Here is a 26,237-nt window from a genome sequence, read left to right as displayed (position 1 = left end):
CCACGATTCCCGCCACGAATTGGCCCCCGCGCCAGCCGCCGGAGCCGGATTTCTTGTTCCTTGCCATGCCTACATGCTCCTCGGCGCGGATACGCCCAGCAATCCCAGCCCGTTGCGCAGGACCTGGCCGCTGGCTTGCGCCAGCAGCAGCCGCGCACCGCGCAGGCCGGATTCGGCGTCCAGCACCTTGCAGTGGTTGTACCAGCCGTGGAAGGCCTGGGCCAGGCCGATCAGGTAATGCGCCAGCACCTGCGGCGCCCGTTGCACGGCTGCCTGCTCCACGGTCTCGGGCAGCCGCGCCAGCGCCAGCATCAGGTCGATCTCCCGCGGGTGCTCAAGCAGGCTGGCGTGCTCCGCGCCCTCATCCTGGCTGAAGTCCATGCCTCGCGCCTGCATCTTTTCGAACAGGCTGGCAACGCGCGCGTGGGCATATTGCACGTAATAGACCGGATTGTCGTTGGACTGCTTCCTGGCGAGATCGAGGTCGAAATCAAGATGCTGTTCTCCTGCCCGGGATACGTAGAAGAAGCGCGCCGCGTCCACGCCCACTTCCTCGCGCAGGTTCCGCAGGGTCTCGAACTCGCCGCCGCGGGTGGACATGGCCACCCGTTCGCCGCCGCGGTACAGGGCCACGAACTGCACCAGCCGGACTTCCAGGCTCGAGGGCGGTTCGCCCAGCGCCTCGAGACCGGCCCGCACGCGTCCGACATAGCCGTGGTGGTCCGCGCCGAGCACGTCGAGCAGCACGTCCGCGCCACGCTTGCGCTTGCCGTAATGATAGGCGATGTCGGACGCGAAATAGGTGCTGCGGCCGTCGGCCCGAACCACCACGCGGTCCTTCTCGTCGCCGTATTTTTCCGCGGGAAACCACAGTGCGCCGTCGCGCCGGTAGGTGACGCCGGCGAGTCTCTTCAGGCAGGCGTCGATTTCTCCGCCCGTCACCAGTTCGCGCTCGGACTGCCAGTGATCGAACTGCACGCCGAACTGATTGAGATCGTCGCGAATGTCGTCCAGCACCCATTCGCCCGCCAGGCGGCCGATGTCGACGAACAGTTCGTCGCCCAGGGTTTCGCGCGCGGCGTTGACGAGTGCGTCCACGTATCCGTCGGCGTCCTTGCCGTCCGGCGGTTCGTCTTTCGGCCATTCCATCCCTTTCCGCGCCGCCTCGGCCGCTTCCGGCAACTCGCCGGCCATGCGTCTTGCCAGGTCAAGAACGTACTCGCCCCGGTACGCGCCGTCGGGAAACCGCGCGCCGTCGTTCTCGCGCTGCACCATCCGCAGCCACACGGAGAGACCCAGCACCGCCAGCTGCCGCCCGGCATCGTTGACGTAGTACTCGCGCCAGACTTCGTGGCCGGTGGCTTCAAGGAGGCTCGCCAGGCAGTCGCCGACCGCCGCGAGCCGGCCATGCCCCACGTGCAGGGGCCCGGTGGGATTGGCGGAGACGAATTCCACCAGCACCTTCCGTCCCGCGCCGAGATCGCTGGACCCATAGGCCTCGCCGTCCGCAACAATTCGGCCGAGTTCGGCCTGCAGTGCTTCGGGATCCAGCCAGATGTTGATGAATCCGGGCCCGGCGGTCTCGACGCGTCCGATCAGCGAATGCTGCGAAAGTCCCGCGGCAATCTCTTCGGCAATGTCCGCCGGCGGACGCTTGAGCCGGCCGGCAAGTTGCATCGCGGCGCTCGAGGCATAGTGCCCATTGCGCGCATCCCGGGCCTGTTCCAGCCCCGCATGCCGCAACCGGCCGGCGTGTTCCCCGGCTACCGGGAGCAGGGCCTGTTCAAGGAGTTTGCTGAGCGCTTTCTTCATCGCGGGACGGCCGTGAATTTTATGCTCTGGGGCGGAGGGCGTACCATTGCCGGTGAAGACTTCGGAGGCCGAAAGACAAGTGCCGTGTCAAGCTCATATTGCCGCATCAGCGTGTCTCCCCTGGTTCGTGGCAAGGCGCGTCCCGCCGGGAATGGTGTCTTCCATTGCCCAGGGGCGCAACGCGGCCACGGGCCAGGGGAGTCACGCCCTTCGGGAGCGGGCGTAGCGCGCCCCTGCGGCGTTGCAGCCCTGGGCAATACAGGCAGTATTCCCTGCGGACTGCGCCTTGCAGGGACACGCTACGCCCGCTCTGATGCGGCAATATGAGCTTGACACGGCACTAGGAGAAAGGCTCTGATACGAAGGTATCTGTTTGACGCGGCACTGTCCGCCTTGGCTTTGTGGGCAATGGCTGCCGCCGCGGCGGCGCAGGACGGCATCGTCGTCAGGGCCGCCGGGCTTGAGCGGTTCGACGGGGCGCGCATCGAACTGGGTTATTCCGATCCGCGCAGCGAAGCGGGCTTCGAGGTCCTCGGAAGCGCCGTTGTCAGGGACGGCAAGGCCACCCTGGAGACTGGCCTGCGCGAGGTCATGCAGGTCGAAATCAGGCTGCCGGAGGCCGGTCCGGCCGAGGGACTCCGGGTTCGGGCGATCGTCGAGCCGGGCGTCCGCCATGAGCTGGCCTGGGATGCGGACCGAAGCGCCCTGGCGTTTACCGGCGGCCCTTACGACGAACTGATCCGCAGCGCCATGGCGGAGCCGGGGGAAATGGCGACCGAATCCCTGAAGGTGATTTATCGCGATTTTGACGATCCCGTCGCGCGGCTCATGGCGCTGCGCAACGCCTGGCTGGATGGCGAGGACGAAGAGCAGATCACGATCCTGGCCGAATTGGAGTCTCTGCTGGGCGAAAGCCGCACTTTCGACCTGCTCGGGGCGCTGGCCGAACAACGCGCCGCCTTCCTGGCGCAGGCGGTCATGGGAATAACCGCCTTGAACCTGGCCGGCGAGGAAGTGCGCGTGGCCGACGTGCTCGCGGGGAACCGCTACACGCTGCTGGAATTCTGGGCCTCCTGGTGCGCGCCGTGTTTCGCCGAGATTCCGTACCTTCAGGCCGCCTACGAGCGCTTCGGGGACGAAGGCTTCGAGATACTCGCCTTCAATCTCGACGACGAACCGGAAGACTGGCGGGAGGCCTCCGGGGACCGCTACGACATTCCCTGGCTGAACGTCACCGACGGACTGGCGTTCGAGAGCCCTGTCGCCAGCCTGTTCCGGATCAACGCGATTCCCGCCAGCTTTCTGCTCGCTTCCGACGGCGCCACAGTCGCCCGCGACCTGCGCGGCGAAAGCCTGGAAATGCGCCTGGGCGAACTGATGGATGCCGCCGCCAGCGACGACTGACCCTGGGAGCGGAGGCATGTCCTTCGCGGCGTCCCGCCCTCCGGGGAAGGCGGGACGCCTTCCCTCCCGGATCACGTTTCCGGGCTTACGTGGGGGCGGGCTCGTTCTCCTTCATGTAGACCTCGAACGACGACTCGCTGGGCATGTCCTCGTCGAGCTCGTTGACCAGGTATTCCGGATAGTTCTGCTCCGCGTAGGCGAGGATGTTTGCCGGCAATTCGTCGAGGCTGCCGAGGCCCCGGGTCGTGCAGCGATAGAACAGGCGGCCCTCGTGCCGGCCCATCATCTGCCACGGCAGCCAGGGGGCCAGGCGGATCCAGGAACCGCTGTGCTTGACGCGATCCAGCGCGGGGTTGCGAAGATCGTCGTCGTTGCATACGTACTCGAACATTTCGCAAACGGGCAGGAGTTCGCCGGTTGATTCCCGAACCCAGACCTCGGGGTCGAGCAGGTTGGGCACCACGCCGCGGAAGTCCAGCCACACGGACGTCTGGTCGCCGCTCGTCTGCCAGTTCAGGATGAACGGATTGCTGGGGTCGTCGGACGCCCGGTAATTGGGGAACTTGAAGAACATTTCGCCGGCCTGGTCCCCGACCGGCGCCTGGGAGCGGAAATTGGTCCCGAACACGCCCTTCACCATGCGGTTGTGGATGTGCATGACCTTGTTGGTCTCCCCGGTGTACGGGTTTTCCCAGGTTTCGATGATCTCGTTGGTCCTGAGGTCCTTGTAGAAGCCGACTTCCTTCCAGAAGCTGGCGAACGCGCCGTCCTCCTGGCGCACCGTGTAGCCCAGGCCGAAGCCTTCCAGGCCGAACAGCGCATCGGGCGTGTTGTTCGGCAGCATTCCGAACACCAGGCCCGAGTACCAGCCATGCACCCAGTCCCGGTCCTTCAGCGAATTCGTCAGCTTGAAATACGCTTCAAGGTTGTCCATCGGGTTCATCCAGTCGTAGTCGATCCGGTCCTGTGCCCCGTCCTGGTCCCCGCTCTGGACCTGGTTCTGGTCCTGGCCCTGGCCGCAGCCGGGCAGGGCCGAGGCGGCCGCGAGGGCGGCGCCCCCCAACAGGATATTGCGCCGGCTGAACGGTGAATCGAAGTGGTGCGGCATGACGGTCCTCCCGGTTGATGCGCTTACTCCCAACCCGCGAGTCTAGACAGGCCGCAGGTCGTTTGCAATCGCACCGGGCTTCCCGACGGCATGCTAGAGTCCCAAACGGTAGGGGGCTTGTTATTTCATGCTGAGCCGAAGGGCCTTCAGTAGCGGTTTGATATCGCTGGCGGGTTTTGCCGGGATTGCCGCCCGGGCGCCGTCAGCGGGCGCCGGTCAGCCGGACCGCACGACCGGCGGCGGGGTTTCGGCGCCTCCCGACGTGCTGATCGTCGGCGCCGGCCTGTCCGGTCTCTACGCGGCACTGATCCTGGAGGAGCTGGGCGCGTCGGTGCAGATTATCGAGAGCCGCGCGCGGGTCGGGGGCCGCCTGCATACCCTCTACGACCTGCCCGGCCATCCCGAGGTGGGCGGCAACACCATCGCAAGCGGCTATGCGCGAATGATCGCGATGGCGCAAAGGCTGGATGTCACGCTGGTGGACTATGCCCCGCGCCTGTTCGGCGGACCGCCGCCGGAGCTGGTCCATGACGATGCCTTGCTTAGCCGGGCCGAATGGGTCCGTTCGCCGGGTAATCCGTTCGCCGAAGGGTTCCGCGACAGGATGCCCTGGGAGCTGATTGCCGCGCGTACGGCTTCGGGCAATCCGCTGCCCGTGTCCTCCGACTGGCTCAACCCGAAGTTCGGTTCGCTGGATGTTCCGCTGCACGACTACTTCCTGGACCAGGGCCTGAGCGACGGCGAGGTCCGCACGGCCTACGACACCAATCCGTATTACGGGACATCCGCCTGGGACGTTTCGGCGCTGATGTACCTGTTCAACGAGCGCTGGATACGCGAGCAGACCGTAATCGGGCCGGCGGCCTACGCCGTGGAAGGCGGCAATCAGCGCCTGCCCGAGGCCATGGCGGGAGCGCTCAAGCGGGAAATCCGGTTTGAGCAGGATGTCGTGAGTATCGAGGACCTTGGCGATGGCGTTCGGGTCCGGTGTCGCGGCGGCGACTCGTTTCGCGCGCCCTTCGTGGTGTGTTCGGCGCCATTCTCGAAGGTCAGGGACATGGCCATCTCGCCCTCCCTTGAGGGCATTCAGCGCCAGGCGGTAGGCACGCTGGCCTATATGCGCAACACGCTGGTGTTTCTGGTGCCCAAACGGCCATTCTGGGAAGACGATGGGCTTTCGCCGTCCATGTGGACCAACGGCAGGCTGGGCGTGGTGTTCGGGCAGCGCTTCGGCGAGAATCCGGACGAAGTCACCGGACTGGTGGTCAACACCCGCGGCTGGGTCGCGGATCAGCTCGATCGCCTGGGACCCGTCGATGCGCAGGCCTGGGTGATTCGCGAGATCGAGCGGCTGCGTCCGGCCGCCAGGGGAGCGCTGGAACCGGGCGGCTTTCATTCCTGGTGGCTGGATCCGCACAACGCGGGCGACTGGGCGATCTTCGGCCCCGGCCAGGTGCAGGGACTGCTCCCTGACATGGCCCGGCCTCATGGCCGGATCCACTTCTGCGGCGAACACACGGCCACGATGAACCGGGGCATGGAAGGTGCGATGGAGTCCGCCGAGCGGGTCGCGCTGGAGGTGGCCGACCGGCTCTGAATACCGGCCGTATTATTGGCCGCTGACAAATCAGGAGAGGTTTCATGAAACGCAGAACGGCATTGGGACTTATCGGCGCCGCCGCCGCGGCACCCCTGGTCAGGGCGCAGCCGGCGCGGGCGGAGTTGCTGGATCTGGATCCGTCCGATCCGCACCACACGCTGATGATCACGCGCAAGCTGGCGCATACGATGGACGACAGCATTGTCTACTGGTGGGCGAAATTGCTGCGGATGGCCGTGGTGGACAAGATAGCGACCCCGCTATGGGACGTCCATGTCGGCGCATTGCTCAAGACCCGGGATGTCGACGAGAACGGCGCATACGAGACGACAGCCATCAGCATGGTCTTCTACACCGACCTGGAGACCGGCGAATTTCTGGAAACCTTCAACAACCCGTTTACGGGCCAGGAGGCCGAAGTCGGCTATTTTCCCGCGAGGCCGGCGACACAGGTGCGCAGCATCGACGAGTCCCCCGAGGAGCGACCGGCCGGGGAAGGGTTCAGGAGTATCCGCATCCATCCGCTCGGCCCGGCCGTGATCGAGGGTGACGACGTATGGGTTCGGGACGACGCCATTTTCCGCATGGAACCCGAGACGCCGGAGGCCGGCCGGCCATTTCGCGGCAACGACTGGAGCACCTATCACGGTTCGCTGAAGGACGTGGCCAACCCCGAAGTCCTGAATGCGCCCGCAACCTGGCACTTCAACGACATCCTGAGCTACCTGCCCTGGATGGGCATGGGCGACAGGCCCGGCGACTATGTCTCGCGCGGTTTCGGCCGCAAGGTTTCGTCTTTCGATTCCATGCCGGCAAGGTTGCGGGAACTCATCCGCACGAGGCACCCGGAGATCTACGACGACCCCGCGGGCGCGCTTGAGGGATAGAAGCATGAAAACGGGTCCGAACCGGGCCGCGCTGCCTGCCTGTCTCGCGGCAGTTGCCGCGCTGGCGGCATTTGCCTGTTCCCCGGAGATGGACCCCGGCGCCGAACCGTCTTCCGCCGGCACGATCAGCTACGAGGAGATCGTCGCGCAGTACGCGGACCCGGATTCCCGGTTCGTCGTGCTGGAAGGGAACGACGGCATAAACGTCCACTACAAGGACGAGGGATCGGGCCCCGCGGTGCTGCTCGTGCACAGTTCGACGGGCGATCTCAAGGACTACGACGTCTGGGTGGACATTCTGAGTGCCGACTATCGCGTCGTGCGGCTCGATCTTCCGGCCTTCGGCCTGACCGGTCCGGTGCCGAGCGGCAACTATTCGATCGACCGGTTCATGACGCTGGTGGACAGCCTGATGGACCACGCGGGGATAGAGCGTTTCGCGATCGCCGGCGCCTCGTACGGAGGGCTCGTTGCGTTCCGGTATGCCGGTACCCGTACCGATCGCGTGACGGCCCTGATCCTGCTGAACTCGGCGGGCATCGAATACGGCGGCCGCGGGGGCACCACCGAGCGCGTGCGTGACCCGTCCGCGGCGTTCGTGCCGAAACGCTACACGACCGAGGAAATGGGCGTCAACCTGCGTTACTCGGTGAACGAGCACGGCAACATTACCCAGGAACTGATCCGGCGAAAGACCGACTACTGGAACGTCATCGGCCGCGACCGGGAAGGGTTCATCGCCACGCAGATGTACGAGCGGGGGAACCCGGAACGGGTGCTGGCCCGGGTCCGCGCCCCGGCGCTGGTCATGTGGGGTGGCGACAGCAGGGCGCTCTCGCCGGAAACGGCGCAGGCGTTCGTCGATGCGATGAAAAACGCTGCAAGCACGGAGAAGATCATCTTCGACGGCGGCGGGCACTTCCTGCATATTTCAAGGCCGGAAGCGACCGGCCGCGCCGTGAAGGCGTTTCTCGACCGCGAGATCGGATCCCCGGCGACAAACCAGGAGAAACAACATGAGTGAGAAGCTCGGCAAGAAAGATAGTCCGGAGTCATTGAGGCGCCGGCAGCTGTTAACCGCCGGCTCCGCCGGCGCGGTGGCCCTGGCATTGGGCGGCCGTGCGGCGAGGGCCGACGATGCGGCCGCGGGCGATGGCGGCTCCGTGAGCGTAGCCGCCGACGGCGAGTACGAGCGCGTGCCGCTGCGCAAGGACACGGTGCGCGTTACCGCCGTGCAGTCCTTCATGCGGGCCGTTCGCAACACGCAAAACCCCGGGCCCGAGATGAAGGCCAACCTCGACCACATGCTCGACCTGATCGACCAGGCCAACGGCTTCCCGGGTCGGCAGGACCTGATCTGCTTCCATGAACAGCCGATCATGGGCTGGAACCCGTGGACGCGCGAGGAGGTGCTGCGCGTGGCCATCGAAATACCGGGGCCGGAAACCGAGGCGCTGGGCAAGAAGGCGAAGGAATACGGCTGCTACATCACCTTCGGCACCTATGCGAAAGACCCGGACTGGCCGGGCCACCTGCTGCTCAACGGCGTGCTGATCGGCCCCGAGGGCAACGTGGTCGCCAATCACTGGAAGACCAACAATATCCGCGGCTTCATCCCCGGCTGGGACATCTTCACGACCGGGATCTACGACGTGCTCGACCGCTACCGCGAGATGTACGGCGAAGACGCCGTGCTGCAGGTGGCGCGCACCGACATCGGCAATATCTCCTGCTCGATTACGCCGAGGCAGCCGGACGTGATCCGCGCGCTCGCCATGAAGGGTCTCGAAATCCGCCTGAGTTCGTCTTCGGGGGGTTACAGCCTCACCGAGGCCCAGGTCATCGCCGGGCACAACCGGCTCTGGAGCGTGGTCTGCAACCAGTCCGTTTCGCCGGAGCAGCCCGGTTTTCCGGAATTCTCGGGTTCCGGGGACACGGCGATCTTCGATCCGCGGGGAACGATCGCGGCGCGCGCGAGGTCGGTACATGAGGAGTTCATCAGGACGACCATTCCGATGGCGGCGTTCCGCCGCACGCGCACGATTCCGCCCGGTGTTCCGATGGAAATGCTGCAGCCGGTTTACGACCGGTATGTTCCGCGGAACGGACCGAACTCGCAGGCGTCGTATCTGCCCGCGGACGGGGCCGACGCATCGCGCCACTTCGGAAGCATCCGAAACTGGTGATCGATCCGAATATCTGCACTCTCCGGGCATTTGCGGTTATTCCGATCACTACTTAGAATGCCATTTCAAGACTATTGGGAGGACGCACCATGCGTAGTCTGCACAATCGCCTCTTGCTGGGCGGCGCCGTACTGAGTCTTTTCGCTGCCGACATGGCAGTCATGGCGCAGGACCTTGCACTCGAAGAAATCGTCGTAACCGCGCGCAAGCGCGACGAGTCGATTCAGGACATTCCGCTGAGCGTGACGGCTTTCGCCGCCGAGCAGCTCAGGGAGCAGCAGATCACCGATGTCGAGGACATGCTTCAGTTCGTCCCCGGTGTGCACATGAGCAACCACACCGGAAACCGCAACAATCCGGCAATCCGGTTCCGCGCGATCGATCCGCCCTCGAGTGAGCGCCAAAGGCAGACATCGTCCGCGTTCGTGGACGGCGTCTATCTGCCGGGAACCAGCCAGTGGCTGTCGATGAACGACATCGAGCGCGTGGAGGTCGTGAAGGGCCCGCAAAGCGCCTTCTTCGGCCGGGCCACCTTCGGCGGCGCGATCAATTTCATCAGCAGGACGCCGGGCGACGAATTCAACGGCGACATCAATCTGATCGTTGGCGATAACGGCCGCGCGGACGCGTGGGTCAGCGCCGAAGGCCCGCTCGTGGAAGACCGGCTGTACCTGCGGGCGTCGGGCCGGTTCTACACCTACGACGGAGCCTGGACCAACGAGCACCCTACCGGTGGCGATCTGGGCGCCCAGCAGACCAACGCCGGCAGCGTGACGATTTACGCCACGCCCACGGAAGATCTGTCCATCAAGCTGCGTCACGTGCGAACCGAGGACGACGACGGGCTGGCCGTTCAGTTCCTGGTCAAGGGCGAAAGAAACAACTGCGGACCGTTCACGACCAACGGCGTCATGGGGAGGTCCAACTACTACTGCGGGACACTGACCCGCGACCTGATCACCAACGGCATCGCCATCGACACGAGACCGATCGAGGACACGGTGTACAAGGACGACATGGGCCTCGACCGGACAACCGAACTCACCAGCCTGAACATCGACTGGGACATCGGCGGCTACACCTTGAGTTCGGTGACGGGCCGCTACCGCGAGGAAACGCAGGAGATGCGCGAACTTCTCACGGACGAAATCCTGGTATATCTGAATTGGAAGGACGAGTCGTGGTCTCAGGAGCTGCGTCTGAGTTCGCCCCAGGACAAACGGCTGCGCTGGATGGTGGGCGCCTACTATCTCGACCTGACATACGCCAAGGATGGCGCCAGCGGCTTCCCGTGCCCGGGCACCGGGCCCTTCTGCTTCGACCCGACCATCCGCGCAGTGAGCGCAAGAGGCGGGCGCGGCCTTTTCGGCGTCAATCCGACCGTCGCCGAGAATGTCGAAAACCAGGCGATATTCGCCAGCCTGGCTTACGACATCAACGAGCAGCTTACCGTCAGCCTTGAGTTCCGGTATGAAGAGGAAACGCTCGCGAACGCGTCCTCCGTGATTCAGGAGGCCATGCCGCTCGATCCGAACGATCCCATCGGAACGGCGCAGCCCTTCGGCGGCGCCGAGGTGGATCTGGCCGCCGATTTCGAGGCGGAGCTGCCGCGGGTGATCGTGGACTACAAGTTGAGCGAAAACACCCTGCTTTACGGCAGCTATGCGAAGGGCAACAATCCGGGCGGCTTCAACCCCGAGGTCATTCAACTGGAGCCCACGGTCGCATTCCCGGCTTTTAACGCGGCTGAAGGCATCGGTTACGAAGTCCTGCAGGCGGAGCTGGATTCATGGGAGTTCGGCGCCAAGCACACCCTGGCCGACGGCCGGGGCTACGTGAACGGTGCTGTTTACATCATGCAATGGAGAAACCAGCGCTTCAGGGGTTTCACCAGGGACGTGGACAGCAACGGCGACGGCGTTTTCATTCAGGGCTCGGACCGGCTCGGCGCACAGGTCGATTACAACAGTAACGGCAGCACCGACATCTGGGGGTTCGAGTTGATGGGGAGCTGGGCGTTCAACGAGAACTGGATCGGCACCGCGTCCTACAACTACAACAAGAGCGAAATCAAGGTGTATCAGGACAACGTCAGCCGGCGGGTCTATGGCAGCGCCGATGCCAGCGGCTTCGAGGTGGCCCGCTCGCCGGATCATGCCGCGACGCTGGCCCTGGACTTCAATATGCCCGCCGGAAACATATGGGGCGGGGACGGCGAATGGTTCGCCCGCTGGGACGCCTGGTACCAGTCGTCCACCTGGAACTGGGTGATCAACCTCGCCAAGACCGAGGAGGCGGTGCTGCAGAATATTCGCGGCGGCTGGCGCAACGACCGCTATAGCGTTACGTTGTGGATCGAGAACCTGACCGACGACGACTCCGTGCTGGCTTCGGCGCGCACCACGGGCAGTTTCCTCACGGGCACGCTGGGCTACCAGCTGACGCTCCCCGAGCCGCGCACCTTCGGCCTGACGCTGGCCGCGAGCTTCTAGAATCCTGCCAAGGTTCCTGCCGCTCGTTGCCCTGCTGGTGGCGGCGCTGCTTCCGCAGCGCTCGCCCGCGGACTGGGACTACCGTACCGTCGAAGGCGCGGGCGGTGTCCCGCTGAACGTCGTCACGGCGGGCGATACGGCCTCGCCCCCGATCCTGTTGATTCACGGCTTCGGTCAAAGCCACTACAGCTTCGTCCATCAACTCAATTCCGACCTGGCCGAGGACAACTACCTTGTTACCTTCGACTTGAGGGGCCATGGCGCGTCCGGCAAGCCGTGGGCCGCGGAAGACTACACGGAGCACACGGTCTGGGCCGAGGACGTCGCCGCCGTGGTCTCGGCCACGGGCATTGAACGGCCGGTGGTCGTCGCCTGGTCGTACGGCACGATGATCGCGATGGACTATATCCGCGAGCACGGCATCGGCGGCATCGCCGGGATCATTTTCACCGGCGGCCAGGGCGGCCTGATGCCGCTGCGGATGCCCGGAACGGAGGACCCGGACATGGCGGAGCTCGGGGAGATTCGCGTGCTGCAGCAAAGCCGGGACCTGGCCGACAACATCCGCGCCGGCGAACGGGTGATCGATCTACTTACCGCGTCGCCCTTGCCCGAGCGCGAGCGGGAGTTGTTCCGGTCGCTCGGACTGATGGTGCCATCCTATGTGCGCCGCGCGATGGTGAATCGGAGCCTGGACAACCAGGACCTGGTGGAACGACTTACCTTGCCGGTGCTGTTTGCGCTGGGTGCGGAGGACAATCCCTTCCAGCTTGAAGACGCCGCCGAACTCGCGGCAAGCCGCGGGAACGTCAGCCTCACCGTGTACGAAGGGGCCGGGCACTCGGTGTTCCTCGAACAGCCGCAACGCTTCAACGACCAACTGCGCCGCTTCGCCGAACAAATACGCTCCACTGCTGTACCCTGATCCCTCCACTGTTCGGGAGCAGATCGGGATGCGCCGCGTAGCCGTTTTCTTCGCCATCGCCGCCGCCGTGCTGGCGGCGGCGCTGTTCGTTGACTGGCGGTTCTGGTACCGCTGGTACACGCTGCCGGAGGACCCCGGCGAGTGGCCGGCGAGCTATTATCAGCCGGTCGTGGAGGTTCCCGGCAGTCCCGGAGAATTCTTCCCGGCGGCCGGCGGAGCGGAACTCACGATTGCACCCGACGCTTTGGAAGCGGCGGCGGCATGGGCGGAACAACACAACAGCGTTGCGCTTTTGGTGCTGCACCGGGGCCTGGTGCAGCTTGAGCGTTACTGGCAAGACATCGGCCCCGAAACTTTGTTCACGGGCCGCGCGATGACCCGATCCTTGCTTCCCCCGCTGGTGGCGATCGCGATACAGGAAGGGGCCATCGAATCGCTGGACGATCCCGTAGGCCGCTATCTGCCGGAATGGAGCGACGACGAACGCGGGCGGATCACGGTCCGCCAGTTGCTGGGGAACCTCAGCGGGCTCGAGAACCCGCCGCTGGCCGGCGATCCGGATCCCTACGCCAAGAACGCCCGCATATCGCTGGGCTCCGACTTTCGCGCCGCGGCGCTGGAATTCGATCTCGAAAACGTGCCGGGCGAGTTCTTCGCTTTCTCCAACGCCAACGCCCAGCTGCTGGGAGCGGTGCTGGAGTCCGCAACGGGCGAGTCCTACGAGGACTATCTGAACAGCAGGCTGTGGGCCCCGCTGGGCGCTGGTCCGGCGCAGATCTACATGGACCGGCCCGGCGGCATGCCCGCGGTCTACTGCTGCTACCGCGCCACGCCCAGGGACTGGTTGCGCTACGGTGCGGCGCTGGCGGCCGGTGGCCGCTTGGCGGACCGCCGGCTCTGGCCGGAGGGCTGGGTGGAGGAGATGACGACAGGTTCGGGCGTCTATCCGAACTACGGTTACCAGATCTGGGTGGGCAACCCGCCCGGAACCGGGCGCCGGTATGTACAGGACCGCGAACAGGCCGCGCCGCACGGGCCGCCCATCGAAGCCGACGGCGTCTTCTTCCTGGAAGGAGGCGGCTTTCGCACGATGTATGTGATCCCGGACGAGGAATTGGTGATCCTGCGGCTCGGTTATTTCCATCCCGACTGGCTGACTTCCACGCTGCCCAACCTGATCCTGGCCGGCCTCGACGACTGAGGAAACGCAATGTCCAACATCAAGCTTCCGTTCCGCCCGCTCGCGCAATCCGCGCCGGACGTGTCCGCAACCCGGCGGCGCCTGTGCCAATCCCTGCTTGCCGGCGCCGCCCTGATCGGACCCGGGATGCTCCCGTTGCGCGCTGCCGCGGACGGGGAACTGGACCTCACCCGGGAACCGGATCTCTTGCGCGCGCTCGTGAAGATGCGGGGCAATCTGGACTCGGAACTCGTGATCGGCTGGTTGCGGGCGAAGAGATTCTCCATCTCGCAGGGGCGGATCGAACCGCTTTGCGGGCTTATCGCCGCGGCGTTCAGCCGGTTCCGGCGGGTCTCCGACGACCTGTACGAGGCCGTCGTGCTGGAAGTCACCCACTACACCGATTTCGAGACCTGGGAACTGCTCGATGCGCTGAAGATGCCGTTCACCGGCCGCGAGGTCGAAGTGCCCGCGTTCCGCTTCGGCCCCACGAGAACACGATTTGCGGTGAGCCTGGACGAGAGCGAAGAATTCGAGCCGCAGGAGGGCACCACGCAGGGGGCCTTCTCGCCGGCCGCCTCGGTACGGATGACCAAGTCGATACATCCCGAATACGTACGGAACGGCACGCTGCTCCTGCGCCATGAAGAGCATGGCCGGGTCCGGCCCACCGACAGCGACATTCCCAACATGTTCTACAAGGAATCCACGATCTGGTCCGCGCCCCTGAAAGAAGTGCTCGATCCGAACGTGAAGCAGGTGGATTCGCTGGTGAACTACTCGGCGATGACCAGCTGGCGGCCCTGGATGTACATGGGCGACGTTCCGGGCCATACGTCCTCGAACGGCCACGGCGCCAGGGCCCGGTCCATCGAGGACCTGCCGGACGACTTCCTGGCCTATACCCGGCGGCTGCATCCCGACGTCCTGGCGGATCCGGAGGCCGCGCTGGGCGGGTTCGAGTGAAGAACCGCCGGGAGGTCCTCAAGGGGCTGGCGCTGACCTCATTCGGCCTGGCGGGCTTTCGCGCCGGGGAGGCCGACGGCTCAACCGCCGCCGGCAATCTCGATCTCGGCACGCCCGCCAAACTGCTGCGCGCGCTGGTGAAGATGCGCGGCAGCCTGGACGAGAGCATCGCCTATATCTGGCTGCGCGGAATACGCTACACGCTGGTCGACGGCGAAGCCCTGCCGCTGTGCGCCTACCTGGGCGGCTCGATCACCCGCTACCGGCAGCTGGCCGACGACATGTACGAGTTCCTGATCTACGAGATCTCGTACTACACGGACATCGAAAGCGGCGAAATCCTCGAGACCCTGCGGATGCCCTACACGGAAAGGGAAGTGTCCGTTCCGCTGTACCGCAGCGGTCCGGGCCGGCACGTCATCATGATGGCCAACGAGGAGGAGCTGGAATGGAGCCGCGAGAGCACGACCAGCGAGGAACTCGCGAGGCAGATCGCGCCGGACGCGAAAATCTACTACAGCCTGAGGGTGCGCCCGTCACTGGCCTTCGGCGGCAACGTCTGGATCCGCGGCGACACGTTCACGCGGGTGGCGCCCTACGATCCCGCCGAGGCATCGATGTTCTACAAGGAGTCCATCACCTACCAGGCGCGGGCGGCCGATCTCGCCGAGCCCTACGCCCCGCAGGTGGACGCGACGATCTCCTTTGCCATCGCGACGGCCTGGCGCCCGTGGATGGAGATGGCAGGCGTGGCCGGACACACGGTGACGGACGGTTTCGGCGGCAAGGTCTTCGATATCGGGGCCATGCCGGACGATTTCGTCCGGTTCACGGCAGCCCATCACCCCGACGTGCTCGAAGATCCGGCCGCGTTGCTGAAGTCCTGACGCGCCGCCGCGCCTGACGGCCGTCCTAAAGGTCGAACGGAATCGGGCGTTCGAACTCGCCCCAGCGCGGCTCGAGCAGTTCCGGGTATTCGCGCTCCATGCGGTCGAGGAACTCGCGCGGCAGTTCCGATGGGGAATTCACCTTCTTGCCGTCCCAGAACCCCGCCAGGTGCCCCATGCCCTCCGGCATCTTCAGCCAGGCGGGATGCTCGTAAGCGTAGTGTCCGCAGAAGTGGGTGGGGAGCGAAGTGATGGTCTCGTTTGCGAACAGGTCGAATTCAACCCAGCTGCAGGAATTCTCGATATGCGTGGCCGGCCAGTCCGGCGGGGCGCTGCGAACCATGTCCTTCTTGATCAGGTCGTTCTCGATCCGGAACTTGCGGTAGGGCGTCTGGACGAATCCGTCGCCGGCAAGGTTGCGAAAGCCGATCGGGCTTCCGATGGTGCCCGGATCGGTCAGCAGCGGCGTCACCGGCACCTCCACGAGCTCGCCCGTTATGGGATTGATCACGGAATCCGTGAACTCGTTGGTGTGGAGGTCCCGCGGCAAGGAAATATTGTGCGCGTGGATGCGGTAGTTGTAGTCGCCGAGGTGGCGGAAATAGCTGAACTCGATACCCTCGTAGCGGATCAGGGGTTCCGGGCGCCGTCCACCGGGGATCACGAAGACCAGCCAGTGGTACCAGGTCAGGGTCGTGCCCTGTTCCTCGACGAGGTCGCGTTCCATGCGCATCTGCGCGCGAAACTCCTCCACAGGGTCGTCGAAATGGAGGAACTCGGAGACGACCCGGCTGACCGGCGGCTCGACCGATTTGGGTGCGGCGGCCTCAAGCGCCCGCGCGCCCAGCAGAGAGCCGGTCGCGCCCGCCGCGGCGGTAACGAAAGTGCGTCTGTTTACCATGGTTCGTCTTCTCCCTTGTTGTATCGGCGCCCTTCAGGCCGCCCCATGACGGATGAAATCCGCCGCCCGTTCCCCGATCATCATCGCGGTGGCGTTGGTGTTGCCGCTGGTCAGGCTGGGCATCACCGAAGCGTCGGCAACGCGAAGCCCGTCGACGCCGCGAACGGCCAGGTCGGGCCGCGTGACCGCGAGTGCGTCAGTGCCCATTTTGCACGTGCCGACGGGGTGGTAGCCGAGGAAAGCGGTGCGGCGCAGGTAGTCGCGCCATTCGTCGTCGCTTTGCACGTCCGGACCGGGCAGCCGCTCGCCGATGCGGTAGGGCGCGAACGCCGGGCCGCCGAGTATTTCCCGGACCTGCCGGCAGCCGCTGATCAGCCGGTCCATGTCGTCGTCGTCCAGCAGCGCGTGAGAGATGACCGGCGGCGCGTCCGGGTCCGCGCTGCGCAGCCGCACGTTGCCGCGCGAGCGGGGATGGGAAACATTGATGGCGGCGGAAATGGCCGGCCGGTCGTAGGGGATCACGCCTTCTTCCGAGAAGCTGAAGGCATAGGGGCCGAGCTGCACCTGGATGTCGGGCCGCGGCTCGCTGGGCGCGGATCGGATGAAGGCCACCGCGTGGGGATACGGACTGGTGGCCGGGCCGCGCCCGAACAGCAGCCAGTTCAATCCATGCAGAACGACCTTCCAGCTGTTGATCTCGGTGTTGTAGGTGGGCACGTTCACGTCGATGCCCACCATGCCCTCGGGGTGTTCCTGGAGGTTCGTGCCCACGCCCGGTGAATCCTTGACGATTTCGATGCCGGCGTCGCGCAGTTGCTCCGCCGGGCCGATCCCGGACAGCATCAGCAGCTTGGGCGAGGCGATCGCGCCGGCGCAGAGAATCACCTCGCGCCCGGCATCGGCGCGATGCATACGGTCGCCCCTTCGATACTCCACTCCCACGCAGCGGCCGTTCTCGAACAGCAACCGCCGACACAAGCTGTGCGTACGGATGGCGAGATTCCGGCGCCGGCGCACGGGGCGCAGATACGCCCTCGCGGCGTTGTAGCGGCGGCCTCGCTGCTGATTCACTTCGGTATAGGCCACGCCTTCCTGGGCGCGGCCGTTGTAATCCTCGTTGAGCGTCACTCCCGCCTCGACGGCGGCCTGTACGAAGGTGTGCGCCAGCGGGTGGGTGGTGCGCAACGCCGCGGTGCGGACCGGACCCGAGCGGCCACGAATACCGTCATCGCCCAGTGGCGTGGATTCCATGCGCCTGAAGAACGGCAGCACGTCGGCGTAAGACCATCCGGCGCAGCCCTCCGCGGCCCAGCGGTCGAAGTCGTAGTCCGCGCCGCGCACATACAGCATGCCGTTGATCGAACTGCTGCCGCCCAGGATCCTGCCGGCCGGCCACAGGTCCACGCGGTCGTTGCGGCTGGGATCGGGCTCGGCCCGGTAGCACCAGTCCAGCGCGGGATTGCCGATAGCGCGGATGATCGCAGCCGGCATCCGGATATACAGCGAACGGTCGACGCCGCCGGCCTCCAGCAGCAACACCCGCGTATCCGGATCCGCCGACAGGCGGTTGGCAACGGCGCAGCCGGCCGAACCGGCGCCCACGATGATGTAGTCCCAGGAACCGACGGAAAAAACCTCGTAGTTGATTTCGCAAAGCGGATCATACGAGACATGGTCTATTCTTTAGGCGATGTTCTTCCTTGACGTGCTGCGGCAGGCGCTGGAATCGATCGGCGCCAACCTGTTTCGCGCCCTGCTAACGATGCTGGGCATGATCATCGGCGTCGCGGCGGTAGTGACGATGGTATCCCTGGGCACCGGCGCGCAGCGGGCGGTGGAGGAGCAGATGGAGGCGCTGGGGGCCGACATCCTGGCGATCACCAATTCCCAGCGGCGGTTCTGGGGCGTGGCGCTGGAGAACAGCAGCCTGGGCGTGGACGACGCCGCGGCGCTGCGAAGCGACGCGCGTCATCTTGAGAGAGTGGTGCCCAGGATCACGCAGCGCCTTCAGTTCGAATTCGGCAACAGCAACGCACGCGTGGAACTGATCGGGTCCACCTCGGAGTATCCCGTGCTGCACCGCTACGAAATTGCCGCCGGAAGGATGTTCGTTCCGCGGGAAGAGGAGGCGCGCCTGCGGGTCGCCGTGGTGGGAAGCGAGGTTCCCGGGAAGCTGGAAACCACCGCCGAGGCGCTGCTGGGGCAGAGCGTGCTGCTGGGTGGCGTGCCGTTCACCGTGATCGGCGTCCTGGAGGAGACCGGCTCGGCCGGCATGCAGAATCCCAATGACGACGTGCTGGTGCCGCTGTCCACGGCGCAGTACCGGGTGACCGGCAGCGACCGGCTCGAAAGCATAGACGTGCAGATACGCCGGGGTTCGGCGGTCGAGCAGGCGCTGGTGGACGTGGAGCGCATCATGCGCCGCGAGCACCGGATCCGGCCGGGCGAGGACAACGATTTCGGGATCCTCGACCGCAAGCAGTTCCTGGAGGTCCGCGAGGAAACCACGCGCATCTTCGCCCTGTTGCTTCCGGCCATCGCGGGAGTCAGCCTGGTGGTGGGCGGAATCGGAATCATGAACATCATGCTGGTCACGGTGGCCGAACGTACCCGCGAAATCGGCGTGCGCCGGGCGATCGGCGCGACCGGCGGGGCGATCATGTCTCAGATCCTGGTCGAGTCCTCGCTGCTGTGCCTGCTCGGCGGCCTGCTGGGCGTGGCCGCCGGCTGGGGCGCGTCGGAACTGCTGGCGCGGTTCTTCAGCTGGCAGACCGTCGTTGCGGCGGAATCGATCGGAGTGGGGCTGGGCTGCAGCCTGTTGATCGGCATCGTCTTCGGCCTGTGGCCCGCCCGCCGCGCCTCAACCCTCGACCCCATCGAAGCCCTGCGCCACGAATAATCGGACAACCGCTGCGGAAGCCTTTTACCTGCCCGTCCCGTCCCGGAGCGTTGGAGCAGGGACAGCGAGAATCGAGCCAGGATGGCGTCTCCCGTACGGGACGGGCAGGTAAAAGGCGAGGGCCGCAGAAAAGTAGTTGAGTCGCCCCTTGCGGGCCTCGTCAGGACGCGCCAGCCACCTTTGGATGCGGAATCCGTGGCATCCAGAGCAGGGTGAACAGTCCCAGCACGGCCGCAACCGCGCCCCAGTAAATAGTGGCCGTGGTCAGGCCGATCGACTGGGCCCAGCCTCCGAGCGCCGCGCTGCCCAAAGCCACGCCGCCGAAAGCCACGACGCTCCAAAGGCTCATGACGCGGCCCCGGTACTTTTCTTCCACTACGGCCTGCGTGAGCGTCTGCGATCCCACGCCGCAAATGGTCAGGGCGCATCCGAAGAAGGGCAGTTGCAGCATGGCGAGCCAGAAATTGCCGGTAAATCCGAAGGCAACGATCAGCAGACCGGCCAGCGCCACGGAAATGGCGGCCGACGTGCGAAGCTGCTTCAGGTCCCTGTTCCGAGCCACCCAGAAGCCACCGGCGACCGCCCCGACACCGAAAGATGAAATCAGCAGCGACATTCCGTCGCTGCCCCGTTGAAACACTTCGTCGGCGTACGGCGCCATGAGCTCGAACAGCGCCCGTCCGAAGGTGGCGCCAATCAACACGAGAACAAGGTAGTAGCGGATCGCGGGATGGCGCAGGGTGTAACTGACGCCGTCGCGCAGCAGGCGGCCCAGTCCGATCTGGCGCTCCAGTTCACGCGCCACCGGCTGCAGCTTCATGTCCCACAGTACCCAGGCCATCCCGAGAAAGGTGGCGGTGCTGATCGCGAACGCCGGCGCCAGGCCGAAGAACTTGATGATGTAGCCGCCGAGCACCGGGCCGATCACCCGCGCGACATTGAAGCTTACCGCCCCCAGCCCCACGGCGCTGGCCAGTTGCATGGAGGGCACCAGGTTGGCCATCAAGGCCAGGCGCATCGGCGTGTAGCCGCCGCTGAACACGCCGAAGGACAGCGCGAGCAAGAACAGTGCGGTCGGCGTCATCAGGCCGAGGGCCGACAGGCCGAACAGTCCGGCGGTGACGCCGATGTTGAGCACGTTGAAGATCTGCGCCGCCCTGCGGCGGTCCCAGCGGTCGGCGTATGCGCCGAATACCGGTCCCAGCACGGCCACCGGGAAATACGCTGCAAACGCCACCGCCGCTACGAAAAACTCGGATTCGGTCAGTTGCCAGGCCTGCCAGCCCAGCGCCAGCCGCAGGATCCAGAGTCCGTGGGTCGTGACGGTGCTCCCGTAAAGGAAGCGGCGATAGGCGGGCGTGGATAATGCGGATTGGGACATGCCGGGCGGCCTATTGGCCGGCGACGGACGTGGGGATAGCTGGGAAGCACTCTGCCGCCGGGGCACAACATTGGGCGAGCGAGTGAGTATGATGCGCGCAGCGTGAATTGTCCACGCCCGAGTTTTTCATGAACGGACCCGCAAGAATTTCGCTTGAGTTCTTTCCGCCGCGAACGGAAGAACTGACCGCGATGCTGGAGGCGTCACTGAAGCGCCTGTTGCCGTATCGCCCGCTGCACTGCACCGTTTCCTATGGCGCCGGCGGTTCGACGCGGGAGGGTACGGCGCGCTGGGTGCGGCGGATCCGTCAGGACTACGGCATCGATTGCGCGCCCCACCTGACCCATGTCTCGCACACCCGCGACGAGGTGCGGGAGATCGTGCGGGATTACGTCGCGCAGGGCGTACGGAGGATGATCGCGCTGCGCGGAGACATTCCCGCGGACGGCGTTCCCGATGAAGTGCGTGAACGCGGCTATTCCTCGACGGTGGAGTTGATCACCGACCTGAGGGCTGCCGGGATCAGCGAGGTCATGGTGGGCGCGCACCCGGAGCACGGTGGCGGCGACAGCGCCAGTTTGCGCCGGCACCTGGAGTTCGTGAAGCAGAAGCTCGATGCCGGCGCCACTCTGGCCATCACCCAGTTCTTCCTCGACAACGACCGCTACTATCGCCTGCGCGACATTTTTGCGGGTGCGGGCATCGAGCACCTGCTGGCGCCCGGCATCATGCCCCTGCACAACTACAGGCAGGTGTTCTCCTTTGCCGGCAAGACCCACGTTGAGGTTCCGGCGGCGCTGGGAGCGCGCTTCGAACAGGCCGGAGAGGATCCGGATGCTGTAAGCGAAATCGCCGAGGGCTTCTCGCTGGGCCAGGTTCGGGACCTGGTGGAGAACGGCGTCGAGCGTTTTCACATCTACACGATGAATCGTGCGCCGCTGACCGCGGCCATCTGCGAGGCGCTCGGATTGAGCGCCCCGGGTACGCAGTCGTGAACAGGTCCGCAGCCCGGGCCGAGGCCCTGGGCGAACTGATCCGCAGACGAATCGTTTTCATCGACGGAGCGATGGGCACGCTCGCCCAGACCCTGGATCTGTCCGAGGAGCAATACCGGGGCCGGGAGTTCGCCGACTGGCCCCAGGCGCTGAAGGGCAACCACGACCTGCTGTGCCTGACCCAGCCGCAATTCGTGCGCGAAATTCACGACTCCTATCTCCAGGCAGGGGCCGACATCCTGACCACCAACAGCTTTACCGCCAACGCGCCATCGCAGGCGGACTACGGTCTCGAGGACCGGGTGGCCGACATCAACCGCGCATCGGCGAAGATCGCCCGCGAGGCCGCGGACGCGGCCCAGTTGCGCGACGGGCGGCCGTATTTCGTGGCCGGCAGCCTGGGGCCCACCAACCGGACCGCCTCGCTGTCGCCGCGCGTGGAGGACCCCGGCTACCGGGCCACCGATTTCGACCGGCTCGCGTCCACCTATGAGATCGCCACGCGCGCGCTGCTGGAGGGCGGCGCCGACCTGCTGCTGATCGAGACCATCTTCGACACGCTGAACGCCAAGGCGGCGCTGTACGCGATCGCGCGCGCCGGCGAAAGCCTGGGAAGCACGCTGCCCGTAATCGTGTCCGGCACGATTACCGACGCTTCGGGCCGGACGCTGTCGGGCCAGACCGTGGAAGCCTTCTACAACTCCATCCGGCACGCGCCCCTGACCGCCATCGGCCTGAACTGCTCGCTGGGCGCCACCGAGCTGCATCCGCACATGCGTGAACTGTCGCGGGTCGCCGAATTGCCCGTGAGCGTGCACCCAAACGCCGGTTTGCCCAACGAACTGGGCGAATACACCGAGTCGCCCGGAGAGATGGCGGCGACGCTGGAAGCGATGGCGAAGGAGGGACTGCTGAACCTGGCCGGCGGCTGCTGCGGCACCACTCCGGAGCACATCCGGGCGATGCGCGAGGCGCTGGCCGGCATAAACCCGCGCACCCCGCCCGCCACGCCGCGCATCACCCGGCTGGCCGGGCTGCAGCCGCTGAACATCGACGACAGCACCGGCTTCGTTCACGTGGGCGAGCGCACCAACGTTACCGGTTCGGCGATCTTCCGGCGGCTCATCGAGGCGGACGACTACTCCACCGCGGTGGAGGTGGCGCGCCAGCAGGTCGAGGCCGGCGCCAACCTGCTGGACGTGAACATGGACGAGGGATTGCTTGATTCCGAGGCCGCGATGCGTCGCTACGTCAACCTGCTGGCCGCCGAGCCCGACATCTCGCGGGCGCCCGTCATGATCGACTCGTCGCGCTTCGAGGTGCTGGTCGCCGGCCTGAAGTGCCTGCAGGGCAAGGGCGTGGCCAATTCCATCAGTCTCAAGAACGGGGAGGAGGAATTCCTCGAGCAGGCGCACGAGATCCGGCGCCTGGGCGCGGCCGTGATCGTCATGGCTTTCGACGAGAAGGGCCAGGCCGAGAGCGTCGACCAGCGGGTCGCGATTGCCGAGCGCAGCTACCGGCTGCTGGTGGAAGAGGCCGGTTTTCCGCCGGAGGACATCATCTTCGACCTGAACATTTTCGCCGTGGCTACCGGGATCGAGGAGCACGACGACTACGGCCGCGCTTTCATCGAGGCCACCGGCCTGGTCCGCGAGCGGCTGCCCGGCGTGCATGCCAGCGGCGGGGTCAGCAACCTGTCGTTCTCGTTCCGCGGCAACAACGCGGTGCGCGAGGCGATGCACTCGGTGTTCCTGTATCACGCCATCGCCGGGGGAATGGACTTCGGAATCGTCAACGCCGGCCAGCTGGGGGTGTACGAGGACATCCCCGAGAGGCTGCGCGACACGGTGGAGGACGTGATCCTCAACCGCACTGCGGGCGCGGGCGAGCGGCTGCTGCAACTGGCGCAGGAATACCAGGGGCAGGGCGGGCGGCAGGACCGCGACGAAGAGGAGTGGCGCGCCCTGCCGCTGGCGGAGCGATTGAGCTACGCGCTGGTGCATGGGCTGGACGCGCACGTCGTGGAGGACACCGAGGCCGCCCGGCAGGCCAGCGAGCTGGCGCTGGATGTGATCGAGGGGCCGCTGATGGACGGCATGAACACCGTGGGCGATCTGTTCGCCACCGGCCGGATGTTCCTGCCGCAGGTGGTCAAGTCGGCCCGCGTCATGAAGAAGGCCGTGGCTCATCTCATTCCGTTCATCGAACAGGAGGGCAGCGGCGTGTCCAGCCGCGGGCGGCTCGTGGTCGCCACGGTCAAGGGCGACGTGCACGACATCGGCAAGAACATCGTGGGCGTGGTGCTGCAGTGCAACGGCTACGAGGTCATCGACCTCGGCGTGATGACGCCCTGCGAGGAGATCCTGGACACCGCGATCGCCGAAGAGGCCGACTACATCGGTCTGTCCGGCCTGATCACGCCGTCGCTCAACGAGATGGTGCACGTGGCCGGCGAGATGCAGCGGCGCGGCATGGACCTGCCGCTGCTGATCGGCGGCGCCACCACCTCGCCGCGGCACACGGCGCTGAAGATCGATCCGGCCTACGAGGGCGGCGTGGTGTACGTGAAGGACGCGTCCCGGGCGGTGGGGGTGCTGGGCGAACTGAGCGGCGCCGGGCGCGACGCGTACCTGCGCGGCGTCGCCCGCGACCTGAAGCGCCGCCGGGAGCAGCCTGCCGGCAAGCGCCGGCGCGAGGACCTGCTGAGCCTGGAGGAGGCGCGGGGCAACCGGCTGGAGATCGACTGGGGCGCGGAACCGCCGGTCGAGCCCGCGCGCGCCGGCGTTGTCGAACCGCTTTCGCCGACGCTGCAGGAACTCTACGGCTACATCGACTGGCAGCCCTATTTCGCGGCCTGGGAGATGCACGGGAAATTTCCCCAGCTTCTGGACGACGCGCGGAAGGGTGAGGCCGCCAGGGAACTCTGGGACGACCTTCACCGCTTGCTGATCGAACCGATCAGGGCCGGCGAGATCGATTTCCCGGCGGCGGGCGTTGCCGGAATATTCCCGGCCGCATCCGAAGGAGACGACATCGTATTGTTCGACGACGAATCACGGGAAACGGAACTGGGGCGCATTCACGGCCTGCGCGAACAGCGGCGCATGCCGCCCGGCAGACCCAATACCGCGCTGGCCGACTTCGTGGCGCCGGCGACTGCGGGTGGCGACTGGGTCGGGATGTTCGCGGTCACCGCCGGGGGCGAGCTGGACGAGACGATAGCGAAGCAGGCCGGCGGCAGGGAGCCGGCCGACGACTACGGCGCCATCCAGCTCAAGGCGCTGGCCGACCGGGCTGCGGAGGCGTTCGCGGAATATCTGCACGAAAAGGTGCGCAGGGAGTTCTGGGGATACGCGAGCGATGAGTCCTTCAGCAACGAGGACCTGATAGCGGAGCGCTACCGGGGCATTCGTCCCGCGCCGGGCTACCCGGGTTGTCCGGACCACAGCGAGAAGGAACTGATCTGGCGCCTGCTCGACGTCGAGCGTCGCATCGGCGCGCGCCTGACCGAGTCGTACGCGATGTGGCCGGCCGCCACGGTGTCGGGCTACTACTTCGCGCACGCCCGGTCCCGCTACCCGAATATCGGACTGATCGGCGACGATCAACTCGCCGACTACGCCCGTCGCAAGAAGATTACGCTGGACGAAGCTCGCCTCTGGCTGGCGCCCAATCTTCCCGGCTGACCCTGGGAGCGAGGGCATGTCCCTCGCGGCGTCCCGCCCTCAATCGCCGGCCGGCAACCGGGCCGCCGTGACGCGCTCGTGGCCCGCCAGGTCGCGATGGGTGACCGGCGCCTTGAGTCCGGCGCGACGCATCAGTGAACGGACCGGCGCGGCCTGGTCCGCGCCGTGCTCCACCGCCAGCGTTCCGCCCTGTTCCAGGTGCGCCGGCGCTCCGGAAATGACCAGGCGCAGTTCCCGCAAGCCGTCCGGTCCGCCGTCCAGCGCCGCAAGCGGCTCAAAGCACAGCGGCGGGTCGCCGCACAGGGCCGACTCCACGTACGGCGGATTGCAGGCGATGGCGTCGAAGCGCCGGCCCTCCAGCGGGCCGTACCAGGGCCCCTGAACGAAGCGCACCCGACCTGGCGCAAGCCCGGCGGCGTTTCGCCGCGCGACGGCAAGCGCCCGTTGGGAATTGTCGGTGGCGACGAACTGCGATTCCGGCAGGGTCCGGGCCAGCGCGACAGCCACCGCGCCGCAGCCGGTCCCCAGGTCCAGTATCCGCGCAGTACGGTTGGTCGAACCGATGCCGTCTCGGATGACCTCCACCAGCAACTCGGTCTCCGGCCGGGGCACCAGCACGTCGCGGCTGATCTCGAATTCCAGCGAGTAAAACTCCCGGCGGCCGATGATCTGCGCCAGAGGTCTTCCGGCGCCGCGTTCGGCCAGCAGCGCATCGAATTGCTCCATGGCCCGGCTTTGCGGCCCTTCCTCCGAGCGTGCGTAAAGCGCGGTGCGGTCGACGCCGAGTACATGCGCCAGCAGCAACTCGGAATCCAGCCGCGCACTGTCGCTGACGCTCTCAAGACGCCTCGCCCCTTCGCGCAGAAGGGAACCCAGACTTCGCACCGGCGGCATCGCCCTATTGTCCCCGACCTGGCGCCCTGGCGCG

The 26,237-nt window shown here is 66.1% G+C and carries 19 protein-coding genes; 13 read left to right on the top strand and 6 right to left on the bottom strand.

The genetic code is table 11. The features are described from left to right. Nucleotides 1–69: 69 nt before the first annotated feature. Entirely contained in the window at nucleotides 70–1,812 is a 1,743-nt protein-coding gene (locus F4036_08305; protein MYK37739.1) for an arginine--tRNA ligase, read from the bottom strand. Nucleotides 1,813–2,220: 408 nt separating this feature from the next. Here F4036_08305 and F4036_08300 point away from each other — a divergent pair, with 408 nt between their 5' ends. Further along, a complete protein-coding gene (locus F4036_08300) occupies nucleotides 2,221–3,216 on the top strand; it encodes a TlpA family protein disulfide reductase (protein MYK37738.1) in 996 nt (331 codons plus the stop codon). A gap of 85 nt (nucleotides 3,217–3,301) precedes the next feature. Here the strand turns inward: F4036_08300 and F4036_08295 are convergent, their stop codons facing one another. Continuing rightward, nucleotides 3,302–4,324 (bottom strand): DUF1838 domain-containing protein, encoded by a 1,023-nt coding sequence (locus F4036_08295; GenBank protein MYK37737.1) that lies wholly within the window; start codon nucleotides 4,322–4,324, stop codon nucleotides 3,302–3,304. Between the two features lie 127 nt (nucleotides 4,325–4,451). Here F4036_08295 and F4036_08290 point away from each other — a divergent pair, with 127 nt between their 5' ends. The 9 genes from F4036_08290 to F4036_08250 all read left to right on the top strand — a co-directional run bounded on the left by F4036_08290 (nucleotide 4,452) and on the right by F4036_08250 (nucleotide 15,447). After that, the gene (locus tag F4036_08290; protein MYK37736.1) at nucleotides 4,452–5,921 is read left to right on the top strand and encodes an NAD(P)-binding protein; all 1,470 of its coding nucleotides are present in this window, start codon (nucleotides 4,452–4,454) and stop codon (nucleotides 5,919–5,921) included. Between the two features lie 44 nt (nucleotides 5,922–5,965). After that, nucleotides 5,966–6,811, top strand: coding sequence for a DUF1838 domain-containing protein (locus F4036_08285; protein MYK37735.1), 846 nt, complete (start codon nucleotides 5,966–5,968; stop codon nucleotides 6,809–6,811). Then, entirely contained in the window at nucleotides 6,687–7,835 is a 1,149-nt protein-coding gene (locus tag F4036_08280) for an alpha/beta hydrolase (GenBank protein MYK37734.1), read from the top strand. Before F4036_08285 ends, F4036_08280 begins: the two co-directional genes overlap by 125 nt. After that, nucleotides 7,828–8,997: a hypothetical protein gene (locus tag F4036_08275; GenBank protein ID MYK37733.1), complete on the top strand. Its 1,170-nt coding sequence runs from the start codon at nucleotides 7,828–7,830 to the stop codon at nucleotides 8,995–8,997. The genes F4036_08280 and F4036_08275 overlap by 8 nt, the downstream gene beginning before the upstream one ends. An 89-nt stretch (nucleotides 8,998–9,086) precedes the next feature. Next, nucleotides 9,087–11,489 carry a TonB-dependent receptor gene (locus F4036_08270; protein MYK37732.1) on the top strand — a complete coding sequence of 801 codons (2,403 nt, stop codon included), beginning with the start codon at nucleotides 9,087–9,089 and terminating at the stop codon, nucleotides 11,487–11,489. 1 nt (nucleotide 11,490) lies between these two features. Next, nucleotides 11,491–12,414 (top strand): alpha/beta hydrolase, encoded by a 924-nt coding sequence (locus F4036_08265; GenBank protein MYK37731.1) that lies wholly within the window; start codon nucleotides 11,491–11,493, stop codon nucleotides 12,412–12,414. Nucleotides 12,415–12,442: 28 nt separating this feature from the next. Next, nucleotides 12,443–13,615, top strand: a complete 1,173-nt coding sequence (locus tag F4036_08260) for a serine hydrolase (protein MYK37730.1) — start codon at nucleotides 12,443–12,445, stop codon at nucleotides 13,613–13,615. Nucleotides 13,616–13,624: 9 nt separating this feature from the next. After that, nucleotides 13,625–14,560, top strand: a complete 936-nt coding sequence (locus tag F4036_08255) for a DUF1838 domain-containing protein (protein MYK37729.1) — start codon at nucleotides 13,625–13,627, stop codon at nucleotides 14,558–14,560. Continuing rightward, nucleotides 14,557–15,447, top strand: coding sequence for a DUF1838 domain-containing protein (locus tag F4036_08250; GenBank protein MYK37728.1), 891 nt, complete (start codon nucleotides 14,557–14,559; stop codon nucleotides 15,445–15,447). Before F4036_08255 ends, F4036_08250 begins: the two co-directional genes overlap by 4 nt. Nucleotides 15,448–15,472: 25 nt before the next feature. Here the strand turns inward: F4036_08250 and F4036_08245 are convergent, their stop codons facing one another. Both F4036_08245 and F4036_08240 read right to left on the bottom strand, forming a co-directional pair. Beyond that, on the bottom strand, nucleotides 15,473–16,348 hold the full coding sequence (locus F4036_08245) for a hypothetical protein (protein ID MYK37727.1): 876 nt from the start codon (nucleotides 16,346–16,348) through the stop codon (nucleotides 15,473–15,475). Between the two features lie 33 nt (nucleotides 16,349–16,381). Then, the gene (locus F4036_08240) at nucleotides 16,382–17,995 is read right to left on the bottom strand and encodes a glucose-methanol-choline oxidoreductase (protein MYK37726.1); all 1,614 of its coding nucleotides are present in this window, start codon (nucleotides 17,993–17,995) and stop codon (nucleotides 16,382–16,384) included. Nucleotides 17,996–18,038: 43 nt separating this feature from the next. On the opposite strand from F4036_08240, the gene F4036_08235 reads away from it, so the two are divergent. Further along, nucleotides 18,039–19,247, top strand: coding sequence for an FtsX-like permease family protein (locus tag F4036_08235; protein MYK37725.1), 1,209 nt, complete (start codon nucleotides 18,039–18,041; stop codon nucleotides 19,245–19,247). Between the two features lie 160 nt (nucleotides 19,248–19,407). Here the strand turns inward: F4036_08235 and F4036_08230 are convergent, their stop codons facing one another. Next, the gene (locus F4036_08230; protein MYK37724.1) at nucleotides 19,408–20,628 is read right to left on the bottom strand and encodes an MFS transporter; all 1,221 of its coding nucleotides are present in this window, start codon (nucleotides 20,626–20,628) and stop codon (nucleotides 19,408–19,410) included. Between the two features lie 128 nt (nucleotides 20,629–20,756). Here F4036_08230 and F4036_08225 point away from each other — a divergent pair, with 128 nt between their 5' ends. Both F4036_08225 and metH read left to right on the top strand, forming a co-directional pair. Continuing rightward, a complete protein-coding gene (locus F4036_08225) occupies nucleotides 20,757–21,623 on the top strand; it encodes a methylenetetrahydrofolate reductase [NAD(P)H] (protein ID MYK37723.1) in 867 nt (288 codons plus the stop codon). Further along, nucleotides 21,620–25,309 carry a methionine synthase gene (gene metH / locus F4036_08220; GenBank protein ID MYK37722.1) on the top strand — a complete coding sequence of 1,230 codons (3,690 nt, stop codon included), beginning with the start codon at nucleotides 21,620–21,622 and terminating at the stop codon, nucleotides 25,307–25,309. The genes F4036_08225 and metH overlap by 4 nt, the downstream gene beginning before the upstream one ends. Before the next feature lie 39 nt (nucleotides 25,310–25,348). Here metH and prmC read toward each other — a convergent pair whose 3' ends face one another. Then, nucleotides 25,349–26,203, bottom strand: a complete 855-nt coding sequence (prmC, locus tag F4036_08215; GenBank protein ID MYK37721.1) for a peptide chain release factor N(5)-glutamine methyltransferase — start codon at nucleotides 26,201–26,203, stop codon at nucleotides 25,349–25,351. Nucleotides 26,204–26,237: the final 34 nt, after the last annotated feature.

This window comes from Gammaproteobacteria bacterium (assembly GCA_009845905.1).
Lineage (GTDB): Bacteria > Pseudomonadota > Gammaproteobacteria > Steroidobacterales > Foliamicaceae > Foliamicus.
Note: the sequence above shows the minus strand (reverse complement) of the source record. Positions and strands in the feature narration are given on the sequence as shown.